The sequence below is a fragment of the Nonomuraea sp. NPDC049784 genome (genome assembly GCF_040659615.1).
Taxonomy (GTDB): domain Bacteria; phylum Actinomycetota; class Actinomycetes; order Streptosporangiales; family Streptosporangiaceae; genus Nonomuraea.
The window spans coordinates 16,420-40,013 of the sequence record NZ_JBFAMX010000038.1 but is presented as its reverse complement, the minus strand read 5'-3'; the positions used below and the strand labels follow the sequence as shown (position 1 = coordinate 40,013).

The 23,594-nt window shown below is 67.6% G+C and carries 26 protein-coding genes and 3 pseudogenes; 19 read left to right on the top strand and 10 right to left on the bottom strand.

Annotated features, from left to right (window positions below; translation table 11 throughout):
- On the top strand, positions 1-1,762 hold a 1,762-nt coding region (locus tag AB0J09_RS12160; protein ID WP_360689099.1), incomplete at its 5' end, for a WD40 repeat domain-containing protein.
- Positions 1,763-2,135: 373 nt separating this feature from the next.
- Here the strand turns inward: AB0J09_RS12160 and AB0J09_RS12155 are convergent.
- Entirely contained in the window at positions 2,136-2,612 is a 477-nt protein-coding gene (locus AB0J09_RS12155; protein ID WP_360689097.1) for a hypothetical protein, read from the bottom strand.
- Positions 2,613-2,855: 243 nt separating this feature from the next.
- Here AB0J09_RS12155 and AB0J09_RS12150 point away from each other — a divergent pair, with 243 nt between their 5' ends.
- The 13 genes and pseudogenes from AB0J09_RS12150 (at position 2,856) to AB0J09_RS12090 (ending at position 11,904) form a co-directional block, all read left to right on the top strand.
- A complete protein-coding gene (locus AB0J09_RS12150) occupies positions 2,856-3,041 on the top strand; it encodes a hypothetical protein (protein ID WP_360689095.1) in 186 nt (61 codons plus the stop codon).
- A 397-nt stretch (positions 3,042-3,438) separates the two neighbouring features.
- Positions 3,439-4,182, top strand: a complete 744-nt coding sequence (locus AB0J09_RS12145; protein ID WP_360689093.1) for an SDR family NAD(P)-dependent oxidoreductase — start codon at positions 3,439-3,441, stop codon at positions 4,180-4,182.
- Positions 4,127-4,510, top strand: a pseudogene (locus AB0J09_RS12140) (hypothetical protein); the annotation flags it as partial. The gene AB0J09_RS12145 and the pseudogene AB0J09_RS12140, both read left to right, overlap by 56 nt.
- 97 nt (positions 4,511-4,607) lie before the next feature.
- Positions 4,608-4,775, top strand: coding sequence for a hypothetical protein (locus AB0J09_RS12135; RefSeq protein WP_360689101.1), 168 nt, complete (start codon positions 4,608-4,610; stop codon positions 4,773-4,775).
- A 13-nt stretch (positions 4,776-4,788) separates the two neighbouring features.
- Positions 4,789-6,036, top strand: coding sequence for an MFS transporter (locus AB0J09_RS12130; RefSeq protein WP_360689091.1), 1,248 nt, complete (start codon positions 4,789-4,791; stop codon positions 6,034-6,036).
- The gene (locus AB0J09_RS12125) at positions 6,033-6,449 is read left to right on the top strand and encodes a Dabb family protein (protein WP_360689089.1); all 417 of its coding nucleotides are present in this window, start codon (positions 6,033-6,035) and stop codon (positions 6,447-6,449) included. Before AB0J09_RS12130 ends, AB0J09_RS12125 begins: the two co-directional genes overlap by 4 nt.
- 765 nt (positions 6,450-7,214) lie before the next feature.
- Positions 7,215-7,796, top strand: coding sequence for an isochorismatase family protein (locus tag AB0J09_RS12120; protein ID WP_360689087.1), 582 nt, complete (start codon positions 7,215-7,217; stop codon positions 7,794-7,796).
- Positions 7,793-8,704 carry an alpha/beta hydrolase gene (locus AB0J09_RS12115; RefSeq protein ID WP_360689085.1) on the top strand — a complete coding sequence of 304 codons (912 nt, stop codon included), beginning with the start codon at positions 7,793-7,795 and terminating at the stop codon, positions 8,702-8,704. The genes AB0J09_RS12120 and AB0J09_RS12115 overlap by 4 nt, the downstream gene beginning before the upstream one ends.
- A gap of 10 nt (positions 8,705-8,714) precedes the next feature.
- Positions 8,715-9,182 (top strand): cupin domain-containing protein, encoded by a 468-nt coding sequence (locus AB0J09_RS12110; protein WP_360689083.1) that lies wholly within the window; start codon positions 8,715-8,717, stop codon positions 9,180-9,182.
- A gap of 27 nt (positions 9,183-9,209) precedes the next feature.
- Positions 9,210-9,853 (top strand): annotated as a pseudogene (locus AB0J09_RS12105) (NAD(P)H-dependent oxidoreductase).
- 537 nt (positions 9,854-10,390) lie between these two features.
- On the top strand, positions 10,391-10,579 hold the full coding sequence (locus AB0J09_RS12100) for a beta/gamma crystallin domain-containing protein (RefSeq protein ID WP_360689081.1): 189 nt from the start codon (positions 10,391-10,393) through the stop codon (positions 10,577-10,579).
- Between the two features lie 487 nt (positions 10,580-11,066).
- Positions 11,067-11,537, top strand: a complete 471-nt coding sequence (locus tag AB0J09_RS12095; RefSeq protein ID WP_360689079.1) for a hypothetical protein — start codon at positions 11,067-11,069, stop codon at positions 11,535-11,537.
- A gap of 106 nt (positions 11,538-11,643) precedes the next feature.
- Positions 11,644-11,904, top strand: a complete 261-nt coding sequence (locus tag AB0J09_RS12090; RefSeq protein ID WP_360689077.1) for a hypothetical protein — start codon at positions 11,644-11,646, stop codon at positions 11,902-11,904.
- Here AB0J09_RS12090 and AB0J09_RS12085 read toward each other — a convergent pair.
- The 8 genes from AB0J09_RS12085 to AB0J09_RS12050 form a co-directional block, all read right to left on the bottom strand.
- Positions 11,872-12,408 (bottom strand): hypothetical protein, encoded by a 537-nt coding sequence (locus AB0J09_RS12085; protein ID WP_360689075.1) that lies wholly within the window; start codon positions 12,406-12,408, stop codon positions 11,872-11,874. The genes AB0J09_RS12090 and AB0J09_RS12085 overlap by 33 nt on opposite strands.
- A gap of 366 nt (positions 12,409-12,774) precedes the next feature.
- Positions 12,775-13,278 (bottom strand): MarR family transcriptional regulator, encoded by a 504-nt coding sequence (locus AB0J09_RS12080; RefSeq protein WP_360689074.1) that lies wholly within the window; start codon positions 13,276-13,278, stop codon positions 12,775-12,777.
- A gap of 163 nt (positions 13,279-13,441) precedes the next feature.
- On the bottom strand, positions 13,442-13,597 hold the full coding sequence (locus AB0J09_RS12075) for a transposase (RefSeq protein ID WP_360689072.1): 156 nt from the start codon (positions 13,595-13,597) through the stop codon (positions 13,442-13,444).
- A gap of 440 nt (positions 13,598-14,037) precedes the next feature.
- Positions 14,038-14,502 (bottom strand): cupin domain-containing protein, encoded by a 465-nt coding sequence (locus tag AB0J09_RS12070; protein WP_360689070.1) that lies wholly within the window; start codon positions 14,500-14,502, stop codon positions 14,038-14,040.
- Between the two features lie 325 nt (positions 14,503-14,827).
- Positions 14,828-15,004: a MerR family DNA-binding transcriptional regulator gene (locus AB0J09_RS12065; RefSeq protein ID WP_360689068.1), complete on the bottom strand. Its 177-nt coding sequence runs from the start codon at positions 15,002-15,004 to the stop codon at positions 14,828-14,830.
- Between the two features lie 253 nt (positions 15,005-15,257).
- Positions 15,258-16,145 (bottom strand): aromatic alcohol reductase, encoded by an 888-nt coding sequence (locus tag AB0J09_RS12060; RefSeq protein WP_360689066.1) that lies wholly within the window; start codon positions 16,143-16,145, stop codon positions 15,258-15,260.
- A 77-nt stretch (positions 16,146-16,222) separates the two neighbouring features.
- Entirely contained in the window at positions 16,223-16,921 is a 699-nt protein-coding gene (locus tag AB0J09_RS12055; protein ID WP_360689064.1) for an NAD(P)H-dependent oxidoreductase, read from the bottom strand.
- Positions 16,918-17,979: an LLM class flavin-dependent oxidoreductase gene (locus AB0J09_RS12050; protein WP_360689062.1), complete on the bottom strand. Its 1,062-nt coding sequence runs from the start codon at positions 17,977-17,979 to the stop codon at positions 16,918-16,920. The genes AB0J09_RS12055 and AB0J09_RS12050 overlap by 4 nt, the downstream gene beginning before the upstream one ends.
- A gap of 602 nt (positions 17,980-18,581) precedes the next feature.
- Between AB0J09_RS12050 and AB0J09_RS12045 the strand changes: the two genes are divergently transcribed.
- From AB0J09_RS12045 to AB0J09_RS12035, 3 genes and pseudogenes are all read left to right on the top strand, one after another.
- Positions 18,582-18,830: a substrate-binding domain-containing protein gene (locus tag AB0J09_RS12045; RefSeq protein WP_360689060.1), complete on the top strand. Its 249-nt coding sequence runs from the start codon at positions 18,582-18,584 to the stop codon at positions 18,828-18,830.
- Between the two features lie 62 nt (positions 18,831-18,892).
- A pseudogene (locus tag AB0J09_RS12040) lies at positions 18,893-19,000 on the top strand (ectoine/hydroxyectoine ABC transporter ATP-binding protein EhuA); the annotation flags it as partial.
- Between the two features lie 32 nt (positions 19,001-19,032).
- Entirely contained in the window at positions 19,033-19,197 is a 165-nt protein-coding gene (locus AB0J09_RS12035) for a hypothetical protein (RefSeq protein ID WP_360689058.1), read from the top strand.
- A 16-nt stretch (positions 19,198-19,213) separates the two neighbouring features.
- Here AB0J09_RS12035 and AB0J09_RS12030 read toward each other — a convergent pair whose 3' ends face one another.
- Positions 19,214-20,827 carry a helix-turn-helix domain-containing protein gene (locus AB0J09_RS12030; protein ID WP_360689056.1) on the bottom strand — a complete coding sequence of 538 codons (1,614 nt, stop codon included), beginning with the start codon at positions 20,825-20,827 and terminating at the stop codon, positions 19,214-19,216.
- A gap of 121 nt (positions 20,828-20,948) precedes the next feature.
- Here AB0J09_RS12030 and AB0J09_RS12025 point away from each other — a divergent pair, with 121 nt between their 5' ends.
- Together AB0J09_RS12025 and AB0J09_RS12020 are read left to right on the top strand one after the other, a co-directional pair.
- On the top strand, positions 20,949-22,022 hold the full coding sequence (locus tag AB0J09_RS12025) for a DUF917 domain-containing protein (RefSeq protein ID WP_360689055.1): 1,074 nt from the start codon (positions 20,949-20,951) through the stop codon (positions 22,020-22,022).
- Positions 22,019-23,590, top strand: a complete 1,572-nt coding sequence (locus tag AB0J09_RS12020; RefSeq protein ID WP_360689053.1) for a hydantoinase/oxoprolinase family protein — start codon at positions 22,019-22,021, stop codon at positions 23,588-23,590. Before AB0J09_RS12025 ends, AB0J09_RS12020 begins: the two co-directional genes overlap by 4 nt.
- The last annotated feature ends 4 nt before the right edge of the window (positions 23,591-23,594 follow it).

Here is a 23,594-nt window from a genome sequence, read left to right as displayed (position 1 = left end):
CAGCGAGGGCGGGGTCAACGTGTACGACGTGCGCACCGGCAGGCGTACGGCGAGCTGGCCCGGGATGACGGTCAGCGGGGCGATCGTGGGCCCGCCCACGCTGAGCCGCAGCGGCCGGCTGCTGGCCGAGACCACTACAGAGAGGCTCGGTGTCTGGGACCTGAAGACCGGCAGGAAGCTGCTCGAACGGCCGCTTCCATCACCGGCCCAGTTCGGCTACAGCGCCGTGTTCGGCGAGCACGAGACCACACTCACGGTGCTGTACAGCATGCATGACATCTACTACCTGCTCGACGTCTCGACCGGCAAGCAGTTCGGCAAGGCCGTCTTCGAGCTCCGCGGGCAGAAGGCGGTGAACCGTCCGCTCGTGGATCCCGCGGGCAAGCGCCTGTTGCTGCCGGGAGACCGCCTCGACCAGATCGCGCTGCCCGGGTGGCGGATGGAGCGGCCGTTCCCCACCTGTGCGGATCGCCCCAAGGAGGTGGCGTTCAGCCAGGACGGCACGACGCTCGCCTGCGGCAACAGCACGGAGATCGCCCTCGTCGACGCCGCCTCGGGCCGCACCCGCGGCGACACGCTGTCCTGCCACGCCTGCGGGACCGACGGCCAGTTGCGCTTCAGCCCGGACGGCCGGTACCTCGCCTCCTTCCTCAAAAGGGATGTGCAGGTCTGGGACCTGCGCACCCGGAACCTCGTGCTCGACTACCGCGCCGAGGGCGATCTGACCGACGTCGCGTTCGACCTCGACGGCGTCACGCTCCGGTACGTCGTGGACGACGCCGTCGTCAGCCTGGACCTGCGGCCGCGCACCCAAGCGACGGCCGTGCCGGGATTGCCCTACCTCAGCGGGGACGGCAAGTGGGCCGCCGTCAGAGCCGGCAAACAGCTCCGGATCTGGGACGTGGGCGCGGACAAGGAGACCGGCCGCCTGTCCGTCGATACGGAGAACGCGGTGCCCGCCGACTTCTCCGGAACGAAGCTGGCCGTCATGGACGTCAACGGCACGGTCACGCTCTGGGACCTGCATACCCAGGCGAAGCTCTGGTCGGTGCGGATGCCCGGGAAGGACGGCACCCCCATCGACGTGCACTTCACCCCAGACGGGCGGCGGCTCGCGATGACCGTCATGTACGGGCGGATCCCGGTGTTCAAGGAAGTGGTGCTCGACGCCGCCGACGGGCGCGTGCTGAGCTCGATCGATACCACGTACCAGGGCGGGCCGTTCCTGCCGGGCGGCACGGCGTACGTGTCGCCGGACAGCGGCAGGTTCATCGACGTCGGCACCGGCAAGCCGGTAGGCGCCGGGTTCGTGCCCACGGACGCGGTCGCGATCAGCAAGGGAGGGCTCCTCGCCACGTACGAGAGCACCACCGGGCGGGTCGGGCTGTGGGATGTCGACGGGCCGGCGGCACTGCGCCCCGCCCTGCCCCGGGCCGCCGACGAAGTCGGTTTTCTGGCCTTCTCACCCGACGGCAAGACGCTCGCCACTGCCTCGATGGGCGGCGTGCTCCAGCTCTGGGACGTCGCGGCCAGGCGGCGGCTCGGCGGGTCCTACCTGCTGCAGGAGGGCCAGCCATGGTCGCTCGCATTCAGCGCCGACGGGGCGGCCGTGTACGTCGGGGTGGAGGGGGCCGTCCACGCGGTTCCCATTGACGGAGAACGGGTCGCGCAGGAGGTGTGCGCGCGGGTCGGGCGCTCGCTGTCGCCCGCCGAGTGGGAGCGGTACCTGGGCGGAGCGCCGTACCAGAACGTCTGCCCTTAACCGAAGGGCACGGGATGCCCGCCTCAAGCCCTCCGCATGTGAGCTGTTCAGCCCTGGCAGTTCTCCCACTGGTCGATGGAGGGGATGTGGGAGAAGATCCTGGACTAGCTGCGGGCCGAAGGCGAGGACTGGACGCTGAGCGTGGACTCCACCGTGGTGTGTGCTCATCAGCACGCCGCGGGTCCGCGGAGGCCTGAAACCAAGATCGATCGCACTCTCATCGCACTCGATCAGGAACGCCCGGCCCGAGTTGATCTCGGATTGGGCGTTTTGCCTGCTCAGATATAGAGCCGACGAGGGGAATCGGACCCCTGACCTTCTGTTTACAAGGACTTCGAGACTGTCCACGGGGGTCCACCGCTGTCACGGGCGGCTACGACCCCATCGACGGGTTCCGCTCGGCCGTCGTGCACCTCGCATTGAGGATCAGGATTCGGTCCAGAAGCTCGCGGCGCAGGATGCCGACGACCCGCTCACAGATGGCATTCATCCTCGGCGTCCGCGGCAACGTTGTGACGATCCGCAGCCCTTCGGCTTCGAAGATCTCCCTGAAGGTGGAGGTGAAGAGCGGGTTTCGATCGTGGATCACGAACCGCAGTCCGGCGATAGGGTCGCCCAGGCCCATCACCAGGTCGCGAGCCTGCTGCACCGCCCACGCACCGGTCCGGTGCGCGGCCACCCCGGCCAGGTGCAGTCTCCGGGTGCCGTGCTCGATGAAGACCAGCACATACAGCCGTCTGAGCATTATCGTCTCGACCACCACGAAGTCACACGCGATGATCGCGTGGGCCTGAGCGGTCAGGAACTGCCGCCAGGTCGGCCCAGCCCGGCGGGACGCCGGATCTCCCACACCGTGGAGGCCGCGATCGGGTAACCCAGCCGGGCCAGCTCGCCTTGGATTCTCCGGTGCCCCAGGTCGGGTTCTCCCGCGCCATCCGAACAATCAGCGCTTTGAGCGGCCGGCGGATGCCGGGCCGTCCCGGGCGCCGTCTGTTCGTGAAGGACCACTTGCGCGCCACGAGGTGACATCGTCTTCCTCCCCCGCAACATCCCGCACGGCTACCGCATCACCTCCGAGACCGCCGATCTGCTCATGATCGCCACCCCCGCAGGCATCGAAGGCCTGTTCCGGCAGGCCGGACGCGACCGTTCCACCCGCCAACCCGGCTTCGAGATCTTCCAAGAGGCCCTCACCGCCGCGGCCGACGCCTACGGCCAGGTCGTTGTCGGCCCTCCGCGCCGACCTCGGCAGCCATGGTCACTGGTGGTTCTGGCATGAGCAGCACCGACGTGCTCGGCGCGACGTCTGCAAGGAGATGCGGTGGGCTGGGACGGCGGATGTAGGCGGTTTTCGCCGACGCGAACGTCATGCCGCCGAGGCGATCCTGACGGCAGGACATATCGAGTCGAGCGGTCCGAGCAGCGAGCGGGCTGCCGCTCGCGGTACTGGCGGCCCACCCGCAGCTTCCGGGCAACCCAAGGAGTTCCATGATGACCAGTCAGATGAATGCCGTTGTCGTATCGAAGACGGACGCCCCCGTGGAACTGGAGGGCAAGAAGTCTCATCCATGGATTGCCGATCCATGGATGAGCGCTCCGCTCTCGCCCGGCAGCAATTGGCGACAAACGGGCTGTCCGGAGCACTCCGGCTCCCCCTGCGAAGGAGAGAACATTCCATGAAGACCACAGGCAACACGATTCTGATCACAGGCAGCACCTCGGGCATCGGGCTCGGCCTGGCCGTGCGCTTCCTTGAGGCCGGCAACAAGGTGATCGTCGCGGGACGGCGCAAGGAACTGCTCGACCAGATCGCGATCGACCACCCGGGCATCGACACGATCGTCCTCGACGTAACCGACCCCACGTCGATCGCGCACGCCCGCGAGACGGTGACCAGCACCTATCCTGAGGTGAACGTCCTGGTCAACAACGCGGGCATCCAGCTGCCGGAAACCCTCCTCGACCCGGACTCCCTGCGCGTCGCCGAGGACACGGTCAGCACCAACCTGCTCGGCCCGATCCGGATGGTCAACGCCTTACTGCCCCACCTGGTGACCAAGGAGGACGCGGTCATCATCAACGTCAGCTCCGGGCTGGCGTTCGTGCCGCTGCCGATCACGCCGACCTACAACGCCACCAAGGCCGCGATCCACTCCTTCAGCGAAAGCCTGCGCGTCCAGCTCGCCGGCACCTCCGTCCAGGTGATCGAACTGGTCCCGCCAGCCGTGCGGACCACCTTGATGGGGCAGCAGGACAACGAGCAGGCCATGCCGCTGGCGGACTTCCTCTCCGAAGCCATGGCCCTCTTGCGCACCCAGCCCGACGCCAAGGAGGTCCTGGTCGAGAACGTCAAGTTCCTGCGCCATGTCCCGGCCAACGGCACCTACGACGACGTCCTCGCCGTGTTCAGCAACTACTGACCCCTCCGCGCGCCCGCCGCATGCGGCGGGGCTGGTCCGGCTCCGCCGCGGGAGATCCTCTCGCTCTCCCTCCCCGGAAGGAATCTCCATGTCCGTCATCCTGATCACCGAAGCCTCCTCCGGTCTCGGCAACCTCACCGTCAAGGAACTCCCCGCCGCCGGGCACACCGGGTACGCCGGCATGCGCGAGCCCGGCGGCCGCAACCGGACCCGGGCTCGGGACCTTCTCGACATCGCCGAACGCGGTCACATCGACCTGCGCGTCGTCGAACTCGATGTCCGGTCCCAGGAATCCGCCGACATGGCGGTCCAGACTGTCCTGGGCGACGCCGGTCGGCTCGATGTCGTCATCCACAACGCGGGACACCTGTCCCTCGGTTACTCCGAGGCGTTCACCGCCGACGGACGATGCGACCGTCGGGCTCATGACGAACGTGGTGGGGTACGTCCGCGTCATCGACACCTTCCTGCCGCTGCTCGACCGTTCCGCGGACCCTCGCATCGTCAACGTGGGCAGCGGGCTCGCTTCGTTCGGCAGCCGCACGTCCATCGAGGTGACGATGCGATGCGAGCCTCGATGCATCACCGGATGAGGTCCTAACCGCCATGATGACGAGAGGCAAGACGATGCCCATGGTCCCGCAGCAACCACACGCCTCGCCCCCCGGTCCCATGGGCCGGGCGACCGTGCTCGCCGCGGCCACGCTGACGATCATGGCTGCGGCGATCATCGCTCCGAGCCTGCCCGCGATGCAGCGGGCCTACACCGGGACCCCCGGTGTGGAGGTCCTGGTCCAGTTGACGCTGACCATCACCTCGCTGGCGATCGCCGTCAGCGCGCCCGCCGCGGGCCTGGTGGCCGACCGCTTCGGCCGCCGCCCGGTGCTGGTGACCGGTCTGGTGCTCTACACCGCGGCCGGGACGGCCGCGCTGTACGTCGGCGACCTGCGCCTGCTGCTGGTCACCCGTGCCCTGCTCGGAGTCGCGGTCGGCGGGATCATGACCGCGATCGGGGCGATGATCACCGACTGGTTCGACGGGCAGCGCCGCACCTGGTACTTGGGGCTGCAACAGGCGTTCGCAAGCGCCGGCGGCATCGTGTTCCTCCCGCTGGCGGGACTGCTCGCCGAGTCGGACTACCGCGCGCCCGCCTGGACGTACGCCGTCGCCATCGTCATCGTGCCGTTCGCGGCCCTGGCCATCCCCGGGTCGGGAAGGGCCGTGCCCGCACCGGGCATGGCGGCAGACCCTGCCACTCCCGCGGTTCGCGGGCGACGGCGGGTTCCCGCGGGTGTCCTGCCCGTCTACGCCCTCGCCCTCGCCGCGACGCTGGTGTTCTTCCTCGCGCCGACCCAGCTGCCGTTCCTGCTGGAGGACTTCGGCGTCGGGCCCGCCGTGACCGGTCTGGTGATCGCGGGCAGCACGCTGGCCGGCGCTGTGGGCGCCCTGGTCTTCCCCGCGCTACGCAAGCGGCTCGGCGGCCCGCAGATCAGCACCGCCAGCGTTGCCCTGCTCAGCGTGGGCTGGCTGGTCATCGGCACGGCGGGCTCGACCGCCCTGGTCGCGGCCGGCCTGCTCGTGGGCGGCGTCGGCGTGGGCCTGGCGGTGCCCAACCTGAACCTGCGGCTCGCCGAACTCGCGCCGCCCGAGAACCGCGGCGGGGTACTGAGCGGACTCGTCACCGCGGTGTTCCTGGGGCAGTTCCTGTCCCCACTGGTCGCCCACCCCCTGATCGAGGTCTCCGGCGTCGCCGGGACCTTCACCTGGACCGGAATCGCGGGTGCGGCAGGCGTCATCGCCGCCACCGTACACCTGGTCCAGCCATCCCCTCGAGTAAAGGAACAGATCCGATGATCTACCACATCACCCGCATGACCCTCCGGCCCGACGCGCCCACCGACAAGGTCGAGGAGGCCGTCGAGAGCATGCGCAACCAGGGCCGGGTCATCCCCTCGGTCATCTCATTCGTGGTCGGCCCCGACATCGGCGGCGAGTACCAGTGGGGCACCACCTACCTCATCGAGGACCTCAACGGCTACTGGACATACCTCAAGCACCCCGCCCACCGCCACACCGACGAGATCGGCCTCCCCCTGGTCGACAAGTTCGTCTCCTTCGACATCACCGACGACCCAGACCCGCGGATCGCCGAGAAGATCGCCGCACTGCACCAGCGCCGCTACGACGAGGACCCGGCCCTGGCCAAGCTCGTGTCCGACCTGCCCTCCTATACCGGCAGCAGCGCCCCCGGCCCACACGCCCGCTGAGGACTGATCCCATCGACGCCCCGCGCCCACCGACGACAGCCGCCCTGGCTGCGCGCGGATGGGTGACGGGGCCACCGCGCGGCGGACACGGCCACCACCGCACAGGCCCACGGGCTGGTCGCGGTCACCGCCGCGCCGACACCCTCTGGAAAGGAATCATGGCCATTAGCAAGCTGCCGGTTGGAGCTCTCGGAGGCGCTGGTCGGATTCCCGGTGAGCCATCCACAAGTTCGGCTTGTCAGCCAAGAATCTAACAGGACACGAAATAAATCCGTTCAGTGCGCAGCGGACCGCTCATCTAATGAATTCGGCATTCCGGCGCGCACCCTACCCGACCAGAAATGCGCGTCGAGCCCTTTCTGAATCGCGACGCAGTTGGCGTAGATGTGCAACCGCGGCGATCGACGACGAGTACGACCTGCCGCCCGGCCGTGACAGTTGGCCTGCGCATGGCCAACGGTCACGTGCTTGCGGCCGACGGCACCCCGGCCTCAGGGCATCAGGGGCAGTCGGCCCACGAGCTTGTCGACGCGGTTACCCCGCCGCTCTTCGATACCCCTGCGCCCGGCGCTCTGGCCTGTGCGCCATGGGGCATGAAGTCGGTTCACCGACCACCCCGAACTCCGCAAGCTGATCGAGAACCTCGGCTCCTAGAAGGCAGCGGCGTCCCCGACGACGACTCCAAGCCCGCGTATGGGGCCCAGCCAAGGCTAGACGCGTCGCCCTGACACGCGGCGATACCGCCACACTGAGAGAGGAACCACGATGGTCCTGTTCACACCCGATGACACGGCAATCCTGCTCATCGATCACCAGCTCGGCACCATGAGCTGGATAGGCTCGGCCGACCATGACGAGGTCAAGGCCAACGCGCTCGCGCTGGCCAAGGCCGCGGTGGCGCTGGACATGCCGCTGATCCTGACCACCTCGCTGGAAGATCACGCGCAAGGGCCGCTGCTGCCGGAGCTCGCCGAGATCGCCCCCAAGCAGTTCGAGGAACGCATCCAGCGCACGGGCGTGGTCGACGCCATGGACGACCCCGCCTTCGCCGCCGCGGTCAAGGCCACCGACCGCCCCAACCTGATCATCGCCGGCGTCACCAACGACGTCTGCACCGTCTACCCCACCCTGACCGCCCTCCAGCAGGGATACCGCGTCCAGGTCATCGCCGACGCCGGCGGATCGATGACCAAGCCGGCCGACGACATCGCGCTGCGACGCATGGAGAAGGCCGGCGCCGAGATCGCCTCGACGAACATGATCCTCACGCAGCTGGCCCGCAGCTGGTCCTCGCCGGCCGGCCAGAGGCTCCTCCCCATCGTCGGCGCCCTCATCCCCACGTCATGAACACTCCACACGACTCGGCGCCCGACCCGGTCTCGGGCCGGGTCGGCGGCCCGGTGCCCGACGGGTTCGAGCACACGATCGTCACGGCGAACGGTGTGGACCTGCACGCGGTGATTGGCGGCTCGGGAGCGCCGGTGCTTCTGCTGCACGGCTGGCCCCAGACCTGGCGGGCCTGGCGGCACGTCATGCTGATCCTCGCCGAGCACGGATACCGGGTCATCGCACCCGACCTGCGCGGCCTCGGCGACAGCACCCGCGCTCCTGGCGGCTATGACAAGGACACCCAGGCCGAGGACATGCGCGCCCTGCTGCACCGGCTCGGCATCACCGGCGAGGTACGCCTAGTCGGGCATGACATCGGCGGCATGGTCGCCTTCGCCCACGCCCGCCGCCATCCGCAGGAGGTCGCACGGCTCGCGCTTGTCGAGCTGGCTCTGCCCGGATTCGGACTGGAACGCGCGATGAACCCCGCCACGGGCGGCTCCTTCCACTTCGGCCTGTTCATGACACCCGAAGTGCCGGAACTGCTCCTGGCGGGAACCGAGAACGCCTTCCTGACCTGGTGGTTCAACCGGCTAGCTCACGTGACCGCCGCGTTCCCGCCGGAGGAGATCAACGCCATCACCGCCTCCTACACCGGACGGGAGGCTCTACGCGCGAGCTTCGGCCACTACCGCACCCTGCTACAGGACGGACGGGTCAACCAGGCCTGGGCCGAGAGCGGGTCCGGCCTGCCGATGCCGGTCCTGGCCGTCGGCGGCGAGCACAACGCGGGCACCCGACTGGCCGAGGCCCTGCGCCCGATCGCACCACACCTGTCCGCGGCGGTCATCAAGGACAGCGGGCACTTCGTCCCCGACGAACGCCCCGAAGACTTCGCCCAGCAACCGATCGCGTTCCTGACCTGAGGGAGACACCATGAGCATTCCGTACCTGGCCCAGCCCGAGCAGCAACAGAAGCTGGAATGGCTGAACGGGAGCACCTTCTCCGTCCTGCTGGACGCCGCCACCACCGGCGGTCAACTCACCGTCGGGCGGTTCGACGCCCCCAAGGGCGAGGCTCCGCCGTTCCACCTGCACACCCGGGAAGACGAAGTCTTCATGCTGATCAAAGGCACCGCCCTGCTCTGGGTCGGCGAGCAGGAGCTGGAGCTGTCCGAGGGCGGCATCGTCTACCTGCCCCGCAACATTCCGCACGGCTACCGCATCACCTCCGACCGGGCCGACCTGCTCCTGATCGCCACACCTGCCGGCATCGAGGGCATGTTCCGCCAGGCCGGACGCGACGCCTCCACCCTGAGACCCGAGGGCTTCGAGATCTCCAAGGACGCGCTGGCCGCGGCGGCCGACACCCACGGCCAGATCACCGTCGGCCCACCCCGATAAGGAAAGCACCATGAAAGCAACCGCGTCATCGCCACCGACCTCAGCGCCGAGGCACTGAAGCGGCCGGCCGAGCGGATGGACCACCACAGCGCGCTGCATACCGTCGCGGCCGACCTCTCCGCAGAGCCGGGCGTCGCGCGACTGACCGAATTCGCCCGCGACGTCGCCGGTCATGTCGATGTGATCGTCAATGCCGCCGGCCATTTCCCGCTACAGCCGTACGAGGAGATCCCCCGGAATCCTGGCGCCGCGTGCTCGCGGGATTCGATCAACAGGAGGCTTGCGCGAGCGCTGCGCCACCTGGCACCGGTTGAACTCGATCTCGTAGAGATCCCGATCGACGCGCTGCCCTTGTACAACCGCGACCACGACGCGAGCTACCCTTCGTCAGCCGAGGAGTTGAAGAACGCGATCACATCCGTTGACGCCATTCTGTTCATCACCCCGAATACAACCGTTCCATTCCCGGGGTGCTGAAGAACGCCATCGACTGGGCCAGCCGGCCACGCGGATCCAGTGTTCTCGACGGCAAGCCGGCCGCAATGATCGGCACCTCGCCCGGCTCCATCTCCACCGCGCTCGCCCAGCAGCACCTCAAGGCCATCCTCGCCTACTCAGACATGCCGGTGATGGGCCAGCCGAAGCCTACATCCAGTTCACCCAGGGATTGATCGACGAGGAAGGAACGGTCACAGTTCCCTCCACCACTCAGTTCCTGTCCGAGTACATGGCGGCGTTCCTGGCACACATCCGCCGCCACCACATCCCCGCACTCAGGGCCTCCCGCCTTGCTTCCAGCAACACTGTCCGGTGAGCAGGTCAAGCGACAGGACGATGCGGGCTGGCGTGCGAAGCATCCGGCATTTCGGCTCAAGGGCCTAAGCGGATTGGTCAGCGCCATCCGGCCCAGCGGCGCGAAGACGGCCCGCAGCACAGCCACTGGGCCGCCAGGATGACCTCCCGCGGCGATGAACGCCGCCGTCAAGGACTGGCCGATCGGCAGGCGAGCGCGGCTGAGGCCGAGGGAACGGTGGCGCACACACCGGCCGAGAACGCGTCGGCCCTGGTGAGTCCCGGTGAGCAAGAAATGAGCAGGAAAGTGGACTGGTTTGTAAGTTCAGGGCCCGTATACGCTCCCGTCTGTGCGAGATCGCTCCCCCAGAAAGAGAACGCTATGAAGTCGTGCCTGCGCAGCCGCACTGGCGGTCATGGTGGCCCTCCCCTCCCCCGCATTCGCTATCAACGACGCAGACTGCAACGTGTCGGACAGTCGTGAATTTCTGCGAATCCAAAATGGTCTAGACCGCCACTGCTTCGCGAACGGCGGCACGATGAGCGTGGCCATCTACGGTGTCGACCTGATCTCCACAGGGAACAACAATGTAGCAATCGAATAAATCGATGACTTAGGAGGGCCCTCAAGAGCCTTCCTGCTTGAAAAGTGGAACCTCTGGGACTTCACGAACAATTCGTCGGGGATCAACGGCAGAATTCACATGATTTACAAGATCAGAATCATTTAGGTCGCATTCCAGTGACGGGGACTACGCCCCACCGCGCGGCCGACTCCAGTGGCCGCACCTATCGACCTCACGCGAGCCCGCGTGTGTCCCACCAGCCGAGAACGCTTCGGTCCTGGCCGCGGACACCGCGATAGCGGAGGCGAGCATCGCGGTCGTCCACGGCCGTGCGGGGTCCTCATGCGAACGTTTCATCCCTGGCGACAATCGGCTCGCCAAGGGATCCGCGACTCGCGGACATGTGGTTGAGCGACTCGTGAGTGGGGCGGAAAAAGATCGCAAGGCCGCGAACCTTCCTCCCTCGGGCGCTATCCAACCCAGATGTACGACGGAACATAAACAGACCCAGAAGGGGCATCCATAGATGCGATCGAAGCTGGCCACCCTGTTCCTCGCCACGCTCGCCGCCGGCAGCTGCGTCCTCGCCGGCGCCTCGCCCGCCTCGGCCACGGAGTCGCAGTACGGCAAAAGCAAATGGATCAGCGCGGAGAGCGGCTGGCAGAACGCCGGCGTGTACGTCGAACCGGGTGACCTGGTGCAGATCTACTACGTCGGTGGCCGGTGGACGGTCGACCACCGCGAGTTTCCCTATGTGTCCTCGCGCGGCTACCCCTGGCACATAGACCGCGAGATCTACCAGGGATGCAAGATCCTCAGCCAGCACCCGTACGGCACGCTGATCGCGAAGGTCAACGGAGACTACTACAGAGTCGGCACTAGGGCCTCCATCCGGGCGCGCCAGGAAGGCTTCCTCCAGTTGCGCATCAACGACGCCGACGGTTGCCTCCGCGACAACGACGGCGCCGTCCGCGTGAAGATCACGATCAGCGACTGACCAGTGCTCGTATGCAGCCGATATTCACCGGACCTTCCGCAGCTCAGTCGGTAGAGTTGCAGCGCGTCTCCGGCTTGCGTACGTTTCGCGCCCCTCCCCTACTGGGATGTTCCATGTGGGTGGGGCCCGGCCGGCTCTGTACACCTGGGCGGTGGCGCGACAATCCGGAGACACGTTCGTGCTCGTGTCGAGGACGCCGACACGGCCCGTAACCGGCCGGAGTGTACTCAGCGAAATCATCGACGCCTTGGTGGCGATCGGGATCAGCGCCGAGGATCCGGTCTTCGAGTGCCCGTATTTCCAGTCGGACAATGCGACTGCACTTGCGAGCAGCTCAAAGAGCGGGTCCGAGCACCTCGGGGTATGACGGATTCTGCCGTGAGCGGGGGCTGGAGTTCGCCGAAGGGCGGGCGCTGCGATTCCGTACGCCGGATGGGGGCGAGACGGTGGTAGAGGATCTCGTCCGCGATAAGCCGATCTTTCCCAACAGCGCGCGGGCGTCGCCGGACAGCATGCGGTCGTAGGCAGCCTCTACCTCGTCCAGTGGGCTGGTCTCGATCACGGGCTGCACGCCCGTCAGTGCGGCGAAGCGCAGGAGCTCCTCGACATCGCGGGCGGTGCCGGACGGGTGGCCATGCACGGACCTGCTCGCCGCGATGAGCTGGAATGGGCTGACCTGGATGGATTCCGGCGTTGCGCCGAGCACGATGAGCTCGCCGTTGTGACGCAGTCCGTCGATGGTAGCGCTCATGGCGTCGGAGCTGGCCGCGGTGGCGAGCACGACCTTCGCGCTGCCCAGGGCGACACTGGCGGTGGCGGGAGCCAGGGTGCCGAGTCCGGACCGACGGCATCCCGTACTGCGGCTCGGCATGGCTGACGAACCGGTTTGCCAAGTGCGGGACGACAGTGGGGCGTTCCGGTTGGCGCGCCGTGCCGGTATGCGCGGCGCACCTGACCCCCATCCCGGCTCTCGGCATTGCGGCCATTGCCATCGGGTTGGAGGGGTGCTTCGTGTCCCAGATGCTGTCGGGAGATGTCGTTGATGTCCCCGTCACGCCTGGGCTCGGTGCTTTTCATCCTCTTCCTTGCGGTGCTCGCCGCCATCCCGGGGACCTCGGCCGTGCGCGAGGCCTCCGTTGTCCTGAGGATATGGGGGGCATGGCGGCGCGCGAGGCGTGGGGAGGCCGTGCAGGTTCTGACCGGTGTGGCGCTGCGGCCCGGCCGCGGCCTGTCCGTCTCAGGTGCGCGTGTCGCGCTGGTGGGCGGCCAGGTCGCCGCGACCTGGATCGTCGACGCGGGCATCGTCCGGGTCGAGCCGCGCCCAGACTTCGGCGAGATTGCGCAGGTGCTCGTCGTCGAGCCGGTCGAAGAAGAGCCTGCGCAGGTCGCTGTACTGCTGGCGCCATGCCTTGCGCATGAGCGCCCTCCCGTCCTTGGTCAGGACCACCGTGAAGCCACGTCCGTCGTCGGCCGTCCGTTGCCTCTCGATCAGGCCGCGGCGCTCGAGCCGGTCGGCGAGCCGGGTGAACCCGCCGGTGGACATCAGGCGCTGCTGGGCGAGCTCTGACATCCTCATGCCGTTCCGGCCGGCCTCGCCCAGCAGTGCCAGCACGCTGTACTCGGCCATGCTCACGTTCAGCGGAGCGAGGCCGGCCTCGATTTCACGCCAGATCCGATCATGGGTGAGCAGGAACCCCCGCCATGCCTGGTCTTCAAGCTCTCGCAGCTTGTCGGTCGCCATGAGCAGCACGGTATCGACAGGTCATCTCGAGAACCAACCGATGTGTCTGCCTGCGCAGCAAACCTTGTTCGCGGCGGGGACATGGCGTTGGCAAGCCGGTGTGTGACCTGCTCGCCCCAACGTCGAGCGCGAGGAGACCCGGGCCCATCGTTATCTGGGGTTGTCAGCTCCTGCCGTGCTCGGCCAGCAACTCCGTCAGCCTCCGAAAGCCTGCGAGATCATCGCTGATCCTGGCGCGCGCCACGATCAGAGCATCTGCGTCCATGAACGCGACGTCATGATGCTTCTCCGACCAGTCGATCCCGCAGGTGATCCGCATCAGGTCCTCCTCTAGCGATGTGACGGACGTTCGAGCACAGAGCCTGCGCAGCACCCTCATGGACAGCGCTCACAGTGCGACACCTCACCAGCCGGCTGCAGACCCAGCAGCCGACTGGGCCACCGTCTATATGAAGACCTCTGGTACGCCACCCACGGACGCAGCCCCGCCGACACCGCCGAACGCCGGGCACGCTCACGGTGGTACACCACCAAGACCGAACCGTTCTTCGAAGACATGGTGATCAAACTCCGCCGCGTCATCATCGCCGAACGTTTTCGGCCCCAAGCCCCCTACCAGGCCACACCCGAAGAAACCCAGGCCGTCCTCGCAGTCTGGGCCGCAGCCGAAACACGAGGATTCTGGAGGACGGCGAAAAGGCGCCCCAGCGGCCGCTTTCATGGGACGACCGCTTCTCCCCCTCTCACAGGGCCCGACGCCTAGGCAGGGGGCGGGTTGTCGAGGACGACCACGCCGTACTCAGCCAGAAGGTCGACGTGATCCGCGTCGTGGCGCTCGTCGTCGGCCCCGATCGACTGGAAGTAGCCTTCGAGGGCTCCGGGGTTGTTGATGACTAGGATCTCTGCGGTCGTCGTGACCGGCTGGAGTGTGTGGGGCACAAATCGGGGTGCGTAAATATAGGCGCCGGGTTCGGCGTCGTACACGTCGCACTTGTCGAGCGAGGTCGATCCGAGCCAGAACCGGACGCGGCCGGACAGGATCACCCAGCTCTCGTCCTCTCGACTGTGGGAATGCAGGGGTGGCGCGCCGGCGCGGTCCATCTTCAGACGCGAGACGGTGACTGCTCCATTCGTCTCGGTGGTCGACACGACCTGCTCGATCTCGCTGTGGTAGTAGCGGAAGAAGGAACCGTCGCCCGGGTTACGCACGAGGCCAATGCTCATTCGAATTCCTTTCGGCTTGTCCTGCCTTCAAGGTCGCATCGGCGGCTTTACGTTCGCGTCGGTGGACATTACCTATGACCCTCCACCACGACTACGCATTCTGATGCAACGAGTGTGGGCGGGGCAGATCAAACATCACCCCGCTGGAGCCGCGCCGGCCAACGCGGAACATCGCCGCCAGCCGAAACCATGAGCCGACCACAGCATGATCACGAAAGATCGCGGTCAGATCGAGATCCGCCCTGCGGGCGTACTCGCGTGGATGAGGATCAGTGAGTGTGCTGCCCGCCGACGTCAGTTCGTCTTGGTTCGTGCAGACCGTCGGTTAGATTGACGCTGGGGCCCTCACCTGCGGGTGCCCCCGGTTGCATCGTGAACGCGAGTGACAGTGTCTTAAGACCAGCCGCAGCAGGTCGGCCGATCCGTAACGGCGGTAGCCGGACCTGTCGCGGTCGGGGCCGTCGATCAGGCCGTGCCGGTGGTAGTGCCGTACGGTCTTCACCGTGATGCCGGCGAACGCGGCAGCAGCTTGGCCGAGGTGATGCCATCTGTCACGCTACAAGACGATCAAAAGACGCCGAGTCAGAAGACCTGGCGGGCACCCTGGTCCGTGTTCCGGCGTCCGCCAGGTCAAGTGGTTGATCAGGCCGTCAGCAGCACGGATGTCGCCATTTCGGCCGACCCGTCGGACCGCACCAGTTCTCCGAGCGGGTCGTCTTCCGCGGCTGCCGACTCCTGATTCGCCCTGCTGGGTGTCAGCTCATGGCCTGCCGGAAGTACTCTTCGGCGCTGGTCGGCTGGATGCCGGGGTAGCGGTGGTTCTCGAGCGGGTCGAGCTTCCCCTTCCCACTGACCATGGCCCAGTTGTACTGCAGCAGGAGGTACTCGAACGTGTCGGTGGCCACCGCCTTACGGCGTTCGATCTCGGCGCTGAGGTCGTCGGTGCTGCCGAGCCGCCGTGCCTCGAGCTGTCGCCCCGAGCCGCGCTCCATGGCCCGGTGCAGCTCCTTCAACGTCAGCACATCCCCGGCCACTCGCACGGTGCGTCCGGCGGCCGAGGGGTCGAGAGCCGCCTCGGCGGTCCACTCGGCAGTATCGGCGTAAGTGGAGAAGTCGACGGGCTGATCCCCGTCACCCCAGTAACTGAAGGTGCCGGTCTCCCAGTCGACCCACTGATAGAAGGGCATGTTCAGCACCTCCAGGAAGGCGCCGCAGAGGACCGACGTGGTTGCCACGCTGCTGCCTCGGAAGGCCTCGGCGGCCTTCTTGCGCAGGTCGGCGAAGTCGTTGTCGCCGTAGTCGAGCCGGTCTATACCGAGGGAGAAGTCTGAGGGGATCCAGCGCGGAACGCCGGCCTGCTCGGCGGCGCGCAGCAGGTTGACCTGGCCGTCGATGATGACCTCCGCACCCCCTTGGACGGCGGAGACAACGACGTCCACTCCCTGGAGGGCGCGGGTGAGGCGGTCGGCGGCATCGCGGATGTCTCCTTCCACGATCTCGATGGCCGGGTCGTCGAATGCCTGACGGCCCTCGGTGTTGCCGGGCCTGACGAGGGCGCGGACCTGCACGTCCCGTCGCCGCAGACTGTCGATGATCAGACGGCCAAGGCGGCCGGTGGCGCCGGCCACGAACACAGTAGACATGGATGCTCCCTGTAAGGGTGAGATGGAACGGGGACCCGCTGAATGCGGCAGCCCCCGGCTGAACACCGGACAGCGATTCATGTGCGGCTAGGAGAACTGGCCCGCAGGACTGGTTGGACGAGTCTCTGGCTGCTGGATGCGCTCGAAGAGAGGCCAAGCGGCTTTGCACGGGGCCGGCCATTCGCTGGTTCGCGGTCCTGTGTTGCTTCAGGGCCCGTCACGCGAGCTCTGAGAAGGTCTGCGACGTCAGTGAGTCCGACCTCGATGCGTCCGTAGATGCGAGGGTTGAGCAGTGTCGTACCGTCGAAGTCCCCGGCGGATGCGAAGACCGCGACCGGGATCGTCAACGCCTGGAAGAAGGCGAACAGTGGCCGCAAGGCGTGCTCCAGGACAAGCGCATGGTGGTCGCCTCCGCCCGTCGCGGCAAGGAGGACGGGCTTGTTCACGAGTGCGTACTGGTCGACAAGGTCGAAGAAGTGCTTGAACATGCCGGGGTACGTACCTCGGAACACGGGTGCGGCGGCGATGAGGAGATCGGCATCCTCGGCGAGCCGGAGCGAGTCTTCGACCTCGAGCGTGACGTCATCGCGCCCGATCGCTCCGGTAAACCCCTCGCCCAAGCGGTACACGTCAACCCGAGACACCTCGATAGGGAGCATGTCCTTCAGGGTGTCGAGGACAACGTCGACGAGTCCCATGGTCTTGGACGGCTCGCTGGGGCTGCCGTTGACGACGACGACGCGCAGGACCGGACCGGTGTCCGCTACGGCGGTCATGCCACGCTCTTCTCGCGCAGTGCGACCTCGCGGCGCACGACGGGTGCCACCTCTGTGCCGAGCAGTTCGATCGCCTCGAGGTGCTCCTTCTGCGGCATGCCGCCGAAGCCCATCTGGATGATGGCGCGGTTGATGCCGTACAGCTCGTGGTAGGTGAGCAGCTTGTCGATGAGCTCCTGCGGGCTGCCGACCAGCAGTCCGGCCGCGGGCGACGACTGCGCGTCGAACGCGGCCCGGGGAAGCCGGAGGCCGACGCCGCGCTGGTGGTTGTTCGCCATCATGCCCCTGGCGAAGTAGGGGTACATGGTGTCGCGTGCGCCCTGGCTGGTCCGCCCGACGAACCCGTGCGAGTTCATGCTGATCGGCAGCGCGTTCGCGTCGTGCCCGGCCTTGGCCGCGGCCGCTCGGTAGAGCTGGACTGTCTCCTCGTGGAAGGTCATCGGTCCGAGTAGCAGGGCCAGTGCCATGGGCAGGCCGAGGTGGCCGGTGCTGATGGCCGACGCGGGCGATCCGCCGACCCCGACCCAGATCGGGATGGTGCCGCCGTCGGCGCGGGGTGCGATGTCGGCGTCGACCAGGGGCGCGCGGAAGCGCCCGGACCAGGTGAGCGGGTTCTGGTCGCGGATCTTGAGCAACAGGTCGAGCTTCTCGCGGAACAGGTCCGCGTAGTCCTTCAGGTCGTACCCGAACAGGGGGAAGGACTCGGTGTAGGAGCCGCGGCCGGCGATGATCTCGGCGCGGCCGGCGGACAGCAGGTCGATCGTGGCGAACTGCTCCCAGACGCGTACCGGGTCCTCCGAGCCGAGCACCGTGACCGAACTCGTCAGCTTGATGTGCTCGGTCTTCTCCGCGGCGGCGGCCAGCAGGATGGCCGGCGCTGATCCGACGAAGTCGGTGCGGTGGTGCTCGCCGACGCCGAAGACGTCCAAGCCCACCTGGTCGGCGACCTGCGCCTGCTCGATCGTCTCGCGGACGCGCTGCCGCGGGGACGGCAGGGCCCCGGTGGACGGGTCCTCCGTGAGCTCCCCGAACGTCATGATGCCGATCTCGAATGGCATGTCGTTTCCCTTCTCCGGTCTGCGGCGCCGCGCGCCTCCGACCGCTGATCCACACCTCCATCAATCTGTCTGCGCAAGCAATTATTCCCCGGCACTGCCTGACCCCTGCTCCACATGCTTTGTGCAGGACAGGTCGGCCGCGTGAGACCTCAAGGACAAGCTCAGATGCGGAATCGGGTTAACGTCAAGGGTCAGATAGTTGCCTGCAAAGGCAACTTGGGAGCTCCTTTGCGTGCGAGTAGGTTGACAACAGTCCTCGCGTATCCCGGCGATGCCCGCACGGTACGTGCCCGCCGGGCGGAAGCCGTTTACCACCTGACCGCGAGGTTCCTCAGCATCCGCGACACCGTGAAGGACGAACGAGATGGCCAACAGCACCCTGTCCCAACCGGTGAAGCTCGGTGAGCGCCTGATCTACGACGTACCCCGTCGAGCGTGTCGCCCACGCGACGCTCACTCGGCCCGAAATGGGCAACCTGCAGGACATCCTGTGGGTGAGGAAGATCGAATTGAGCGCTGACCTGTGGTTTCGTCCTGGCTGAATCAGGCTTGTGGCTCTTCTATGCGGCGCTCAAGCGCCTCCACCTAGGGCCGGCGACGAGATGGCGATCGGCGCACTGCGGGCCGTGGCAGAGGCGGGATTGAAGGTGCCCGAGGATCTCGCGCTGGTCGGGTTCGACGACATCGACCTGGCCGCGCTGGTGCCGCCGGGGCTGACGACGCTGGCCCAAGACAAGGCGGGCTTCGGTACGGCGGCGGCCGCGGCGGTCATCACGATGATCAACGAAGGCGTCACGCCTCTCCCGCGAATCCTGCCCACACCGCTGGTCGTCCGCGGCTCCACCGGGTAGACCTGAAGGGTGCGCCGCTCGAATATTGAGTTACATGTCCTGAGCTGCGGTTAAGCGGCGTGCTGATCTTCCTCGACGAGGGGCTGGTCGTGGAGTCGGGCCGCCCGGATGAGGTGCTGGCCCGGCCCCGCCACGAGCGCACGCGCGCCTTCCTGTCGAAGGTTCTCTGAGAGTGTCCCGCTCGGAAACACGGTTTCGTGCTGTGAGCGTCACCGGCCTGCGCCGCGCCCGCTACCGCGGCATCAAGAAAGTCCACCTCGTCCTCTCCGCCATCGCCGTCAACCTCATCCGGCTGAACGCCTGGTGGAACGGCCATGTGCGCCACGAGGCGCCACTGAATCGAGTAGGGGGTCGGCAAAGAGTGTGAGTGGCTGGTCGAACTGTCAGCGCTGGGGTAGGCGTTCCGGCGGATCCTCCACGTCCGCGACCCCCTCGTATACCCGGACCGCCAGCTGTACGGCAAGGCGTTCGTCGGCAGCGTCCAGGTCGACGGGCAACAACCGGCGGATCCGGCCCATCCGGTGCACCACGGTGTTGCGGTGCACGCCGAGCACCGCCGCGGTGGTCGTGGTCGAGGACTCGTGGTCGAGGAAGCAGCGCAGGGTGCGCAGGAGCACGCCGGAGGGGTCCTCCTTCCTGACTGGCTCGATCAGGGACAGCGCGGTGTCGCGCATCGGTCCCGCCTGGTACCAGCCGAGCAGCAGCCGGTTGACCGACATGGAGTCGGTGAGCTCGACGGCGGCGGCCACGTCGCGCGTGCGGGCCAACATGAGTGCCTGCTGTGCCTCGTGCAGCGAGGTGCCGATACCGGAGATGCCGGAGTGCGTGCCGCCGACGCCCGCGCGTACGTCGATCCCGGGGAAAGCCTGGCCGACCGCGATCAGCACTCGCCTGGTCACGGCGGCGATCTCCGCGATGTCCGCCGAGCTGGCCGGGCGGTCCCTGGTGATCCAGAACGCAGAACCGACCGGCCGGGCGACCAGGCCAACGTCGATGCCCGCGCGCCGCAGTTCCTCCTCGACGAAGGCGTTGAGCTCGCCCGGCAGCCGTTGCCCGCCTGCGTGGACACCGATCTGGATCGCATTGTGCCAGCCGAACAACCGCCAGCCGAGGGCGGTGGCTCGTTCGATGCTGCGGGCGCGTGCGTTGTCTCCGTGTTCGAGGATTTCTGCCAGCAGCAGCGCGCGCTGTCGTTCCTCCCGCTCCACCCTCATGCCCTGGTCGGCCACGTAGACGGAGAACGCCAGGGCGGCCACGGACAGCACCGTGCGGACCGTGTCGGCCATCGCCGCCCCAACCGGCGACAGCAATGCCACCAACCAGAGGTTGGACGGCGCCCCTGGCTGGAGCGTGGCGGGAGAAATCACGGCCACGCCCCCGCCATCCAGGTCGACGACGCGAGAGCGCGTGCCAACCTCCTCCAAGCCGGCCGTCAGGGCAATGAGCGTGACCGGTTCGGCTTCTCCGCCGGTCTGCAGGAGGCGACCGCTCCCGTCGATGAGTGCGACAGGTGTGCGCAGCAAGTCGGCCAGGCGCTGGACGAGGTCGCGCTGGTCACGCGGGAGCCGCAGCATGCGCTCGACCGCCGTGCGCAACGTGTTCGCGGCAGCCAGGGCGGGAGCGCGCACCAACGGGTCGAGCGTGCTGGCAAGCGCGGCCGGGTCGACGTGCGGCAGCAGGATGACGGGAAAGGCGAACTTCTCCGTGAGCCGGCGGGTGACCACAGGAACGCCGCTGCGTGGCGTCTCGGCAATCAGCCCGGCGAGGCCCGCGGTCACGGCGCGGCGAATGGCAATGTCGGCCGGTGGTTCCTCCATGGCCAGCTGAGCGCGGGAGAAGACGGCCAGCGCACCGGCCGGCAACCTGCCGATCTCGGGGAGAGATGACCCGGTGGTCACGAGATGCGCCGTTCGGTCGAGGGCGCTCTCACCGCCCAGCACCTCATGCTCGCCCACCGCGCCCACGAGCCGCCGGATTGTCACACCATCTGTCCGCATTGTCATATTTTAGCCAGGATTGTGCAGGTCGCACAGCTCCATCCAAGATCTTGGGCACTTTGGCAAATGACGGCCCTTCGCGCCACAGGTCTACTAGTCGCAATCACGCAGAGGAGTCGTCTTGCGTCTCGTTCGGGAGTCAGACATCGAGGATCTTGCACTGGGTGCGGTGGTTCTCGGTACTGGCGGCGGCGGTGACCCGCTCATCGCCAAGATCATGCTGCGGCAGGCCATCGAACGCCATGGCCCCGTGCGTGTGGTCTCCGCCGGTGAGATCGACCCCGACGGGCTGGTGCTACCGATCGGCATGATCGGAGCTCCGACCGTGATCGTGGAGAAGTTCCCCAGCGGCGATGAGGCGCGTGCCGTGCTGCACGCCATGGAGGCTCGGCTGGGCCGTACGGGCGTGGCGGTCATGCCGATGGAGATCGGCGGCATGAACTCGCTGTTCCCGCTGGCCGTCGCCGCCGAACTGGGGCTGCCGGTGGTCGACGCCGATTTCATGCGCAGGGCGTTCCCGCAGCTGGAGATGACGCTGCTGACGCTCGCAGAAGTGCCGGCCTCGCCCGCGACGTTGTGCGACGCCAAGGGTAACAGCGTGCTGTTCGAGGCCGTGGACAACCGGATGAGCGAACGGCTGCTGCGCGCCAGCGTGGCCGAGATGGGGATGATCGCCGTCTTCAGCGCCTACCCGATGACCGCGTCCCAGGTGGAGCGGCACGCCGCCACCGGCTCGCTGACCCTGTGTCACGAGATCGGGCGCTCCCTCACCGCCATCCAGGCCGGCGCACCCGGCGCGTACGAGCGGTTCCTTGCCGTGAGCGACGCTGTGATCCTCTTCTCCGGCAAGGTCCTCGACATCGAGCGCCGGACCACCGCCGGCTGGGCCCGCGGCACGGTGGCCCTGGAGCACCTCGATCAGCCCGACCGCGTCATGCGGGTCGAGATCCAGAACGAGAACCTGATCGCTCTGGAGGACGGCGAGCCCGTCGCCACCGTTCCCGACCTGATCTCGCTGATCGACATCGAGACCGGCATTCCGATGACCACCGAAGCTCTTCGATACGGCCAGCGTCTGCACGTCATCGGCATGCCGGCCGAGCACCGCTGGCACACCCCCGAGGGCATCGCTCTGGCCGGCCCGCGCGCCTTCGGCTACGACCTCGACTACTTCCCGATCAGGCGCGACCGATGAGCCGCCTACGCATCGGCATCGACGTCGGCGGAACCAGCACCGACGCCGCAGTGGTGGACGGCGCCGGTCAGGTCGTCGCCACCCACAAAGCCGCCACTACACCCGACGTGCTGGAAGGCATCCGCACCGCGCTGGCCGCGGTCCTGCGTCCGTTCGCTCCCGGCGACGTCGAACAGGTCATGCTCGGGACCACCCACCCGGTGAACGCGATCATCGGACGCAGCGGGCTGGCCCGGGTGGGCATCATGCGCATCGCGGCGCCCGCCACGCTGTCAATCGAGCCGCTGGCCGGCTGGCCGAAGGACCTGGCCGCAATCGTCAGCGGGCCCCGCGAGATCATCAGGGGCGGTCACGAGTTCGACGGGACCGAGATCGTCCCGCTGGACGAGGACGCCGTGAGCGCCTTCGCCCGTGCCTGCCGGAATCGTGTCGACGCCATCGCGATCACCGGCGCCACCTCGCCCTCCAACCCGGACCACGAGATCCGCGCCGCACAGATCGTCCGCGACGTCCTCGGTCCCGACACCCCCGTCACACTCGGGCACGAGGTGGGCGGCCTCGGCCTGCTGGAGCGCGAGAACTCCGCCACCCTCAACGCGGCGCTCACCTTCATCGGCCGCGGCGTGGTCGCGGCGCTGGAGGCCGCCTTGCTCCACCACAACCTCGACGCCGACATCTACCTGACCCAGAACGACGGCACGCTGCTGTCGGCGGTCGAGGCGAACCTGCGCCCGATCCTGACCATCGGCTCGGGCCCGACCAACTCCATGCGCGGCGCGGCCTTCCTGACCGGACTGACGGACGCCGTCGTGATGGACGTCGGTGGCACCTCGACCGACGCCGGGCTGCTGGTTGACGGATTCCCCCGCACCTCCGCGATGGCCGTGGAGATCGGCGGCGTGCGCACCAACTACCGCGTCCCGGACCTCATCTCGATCGGCATGGGTGGCGGCACGATCGTCCGTCCGGGCGCCGATCCCCTGGTCGGCCCCGACAGTGTCGGCTATCGCCTTCACGAGGAGGCCCTGATGTTCGGCGGGGACACGCTGACCCTGAGCGACGTCTCCGTGCTGGCCGGCCGCGCCACCTTCGGCGACCCTACTCGCGCGGAGGGCACGAACCCCGCCCTCGTGCGCCGGGCGCTGGCCTGGGTGGACGAACGGGTGCAGCAGCTCGCCGAGCGGATCAAGGCAGCCCGAGCCGAGCTACCGCTGATCGCGGTGGGCGGTGGAGCGCACCTGATCCCCGGGATCATCCCCGGCATCAGCGAGGTCGTCAGGCACGAGCACGCCGCTGTCGCCAACGCGATCGGCGCCGCAATCGCCGAGGCCTCGGGCTCCGTCGACCGCATGTTCCAGTACGACAAGTCCAGCCGGCAGGCCTGCCTGGCGGCGGCCAAGGAGCTGGCGACCGAGGCCGCCATCCGCGCCGGAGCCGACCCCGCGCTGGTGCGGGTCACCACGGTGGACGAGATCCCCATGTCCTACATGCCGGGCAACTGCGCGCGGCTGGTCGTGCGCGCCGCCGGTCCCCTAGCTCACCCGCCCCTGAATCCCCCCGAGAGGTAGCCCC

What these genes read in the sequence shown, in the direction of transcription:
- AB0J09_RS12150 (WP_360689095.1), top strand. Translation starts at nt 2,856, where the DNA reads ATGATCGCCACCCCCGCAGGCATCGAAGGCCTGTTCCGGCAGGCCGGA.
- AB0J09_RS12145 (WP_360689093.1), top strand. Translation starts at nt 3,439, where the DNA reads ATGAAGACCACAGGCAACACGATTCTGATCACAGGCAGCACCTCGGGC.
- AB0J09_RS12135 (WP_360689101.1), top strand. Translation starts at nt 4,608, where the DNA reads ATGACGAACGTGGTGGGGTACGTCCGCGTCATCGACACCTTCCTGCCG.
- AB0J09_RS12130 (WP_360689091.1), top strand. Translation starts at nt 4,789, where the DNA reads ATGATGACGAGAGGCAAGACGATGCCCATGGTCCCGCAGCAACCACAC.
- AB0J09_RS12125 (WP_360689089.1), top strand. Translation starts at nt 6,033, where the DNA reads ATGATCTACCACATCACCCGCATGACCCTCCGGCCCGACGCGCCCACC.
- AB0J09_RS12120 (WP_360689087.1), top strand. Translation starts at nt 7,215, where the DNA reads ATGGTCCTGTTCACACCCGATGACACGGCAATCCTGCTCATCGATCAC.
- AB0J09_RS12115 (WP_360689085.1), top strand. Translation starts at nt 7,793, where the DNA reads ATGAACACTCCACACGACTCGGCGCCCGACCCGGTCTCGGGCCGGGTC.
- AB0J09_RS12110 (WP_360689083.1), top strand. Translation starts at nt 8,715, where the DNA reads ATGAGCATTCCGTACCTGGCCCAGCCCGAGCAGCAACAGAAGCTGGAA.
- AB0J09_RS12100 (WP_360689081.1), top strand. Translation starts at nt 10,391, where the DNA reads ATGGTGGCCCTCCCCTCCCCCGCATTCGCTATCAACGACGCAGACTGC.
- AB0J09_RS12095 (WP_360689079.1), top strand. Translation starts at nt 11,067, where the DNA reads ATGCGATCGAAGCTGGCCACCCTGTTCCTCGCCACGCTCGCCGCCGGC.
- AB0J09_RS12090 (WP_360689077.1), top strand. Translation starts at nt 11,644, where the DNA reads ATGTTCCATGTGGGTGGGGCCCGGCCGGCTCTGTACACCTGGGCGGTG.
- AB0J09_RS12085 (WP_360689075.1), bottom strand. Translation starts at nt 12,408, where the DNA reads ATGCCGAGCCGCAGTACGGGATGCCGTCGGTCCGGACTCGGCACCCTG.
- AB0J09_RS12080 (WP_360689074.1), bottom strand. Translation starts at nt 13,278, where the DNA reads ATGGCGACCGACAAGCTGCGAGAGCTTGAAGACCAGGCATGGCGGGGG.
- AB0J09_RS12075 (WP_360689072.1), bottom strand. Translation starts at nt 13,597, where the DNA reads ATGCGGATCACCTGCGGGATCGACTGGTCGGAGAAGCATCATGACGTC.
- AB0J09_RS12070 (WP_360689070.1), bottom strand. Translation starts at nt 14,502, where the DNA reads ATGAGCATTGGCCTCGTGCGTAACCCGGGCGACGGTTCCTTCTTCCGC.
- AB0J09_RS12060 (WP_360689066.1), bottom strand. Translation starts at nt 16,145, where the DNA reads ATGTCTACTGTGTTCGTGGCCGGCGCCACCGGCCGCCTTGGCCGTCTG.
- AB0J09_RS12055 (WP_360689064.1), bottom strand. Translation starts at nt 16,921, where the DNA reads ATGACCGCCGTAGCGGACACCGGTCCGGTCCTGCGCGTCGTCGTCGTC.
- AB0J09_RS12050 (WP_360689062.1), bottom strand. Translation starts at nt 17,979, where the DNA reads ATGCCATTCGAGATCGGCATCATGACGTTCGGGGAGCTCACGGAGGAC.
- AB0J09_RS12045 (WP_360689060.1), top strand. Translation starts at nt 18,582, where the DNA reads ATGGCGATCGGCGCACTGCGGGCCGTGGCAGAGGCGGGATTGAAGGTG.
- AB0J09_RS12030 (WP_360689056.1), bottom strand. Translation starts at nt 20,827, where the DNA reads ATGCGGACAGATGGTGTGACAATCCGGCGGCTCGTGGGCGCGGTGGGC.
- AB0J09_RS12020 (WP_360689053.1), top strand. Translation starts at nt 22,019, where the DNA reads ATGAGCCGCCTACGCATCGGCATCGACGTCGGCGGAACCAGCACCGAC.